This window comes from Oleiphilus sp. HI0067 (genome assembly GCF_001635735.1).
The window spans coordinates 1-1,168 of sequence record NZ_LWFI01000845.1 but is presented as its reverse complement, the minus strand read 5'-3'; the positions used below and the strand labels follow the sequence as shown (position 1 = coordinate 1,168).

Below are 1,168 nucleotides of genomic sequence, written 5' to 3'. Positions count from 1 at the left end.
AAGTACGCAGTCGGCGAACCAAAGTTATGAGCTCTCTAAAGACTTAGATATGAAGGCGCAAAGCCTTGGGCGGGTATCTTCAGCTTTTAAACGAGTTTGATTTCAGTTTCTAACACTTTCTGAATTCTCAACTAAACTAGCCGAACTTTTTGGGCGTACAACAAACATCAAATATACCGGAGAATGCCATGCCACGTTTGGTTGAGTCGGAAGAGACTCTTAGAACAATAAAACAAAAAGCTTTGCGAAACTCGAAATCTCAAAATACCTATGGAAAACGAGCATCATTCAATGTAGGACCTATTGTTGTAAGTTTTGAGGAACGTTGCCAGATAGATCGACATCTGCAGACTCAAACAAAGCACTGAGCCTAATTGGTAGGCAACCTAGTATAATACGTAGCATCGGTTGTATAAGTGCAATATCTTCACACTATACCCATGATGCTGAAATGTATTTGGCCGCCAATGCTAGACTAAACATTCCTTCTTGTTTGACGCAAGTAAGCCCTTGCAATTGCATAGCTCTTCTTCGTTTTTTGGTTGACGGTCAAGGCTACAATGTACAGCTTTTGAGCAGCGTAAATTAACCAGGGTAAGATTTGCATTACTTAGCATTGGCGGTTTTTATCGACATGCCAGTACGGTAGTTTAAAGGTTTCGTCAGGACCTCAAGCTCAATGTGAGCGGTAACGCACACATTGACATTCAAGCGATCGATCACTCACCCAAAAACCATGGTTTTTTCTTGGACAAGCGCAGAATACAAGACAAGTAGCGACTACCTTTCATTTAGCGCGGCATATTGTCGAAACAGTCGCCATAAGAACTACCTAGCCGCGATATCATATTTGAATGGTTTAGTGATCTTCTCACGAAACTTTAAGTACTTTTAAACTTACTGTTTACTGCCTCTAACTGTTTTACATGGAGATCCAATTCTTCGATCATCGAATTGCTGTTTGATATTTGGTCATTGGTCTCGAAGGCCGACGTAACTATCTCGTTTAAGCTTCGACTGATGTCAGCAGTGACCGTACTTTGCTCATTGGCAGAGCTCGCAATAACTTGGTTCATGTCATTGATCTTGTTAATGGCTTGTTCCACTCGTTCGATTAATTCGAGACCTTGGTGTGTGTTTTCAACACAGGTTTTGACTAGAGATTGAC

At 41.3% G+C, this 1,168-nt stretch carries 1 protein-coding gene; it reads right to left on the bottom strand.

Going from position 1 to position 1,168, the window contains the following annotated elements; all coding sequences use genetic code 11:
• Window positions 1-881: 881 nt before the first annotated feature.
• Window positions 882-1,168, bottom strand: a 287-nt coding sequence (locus A3739_RS29835; RefSeq protein WP_197472230.1) for a hypothetical protein, incomplete at its 5' end; no start/stop codon positions are given.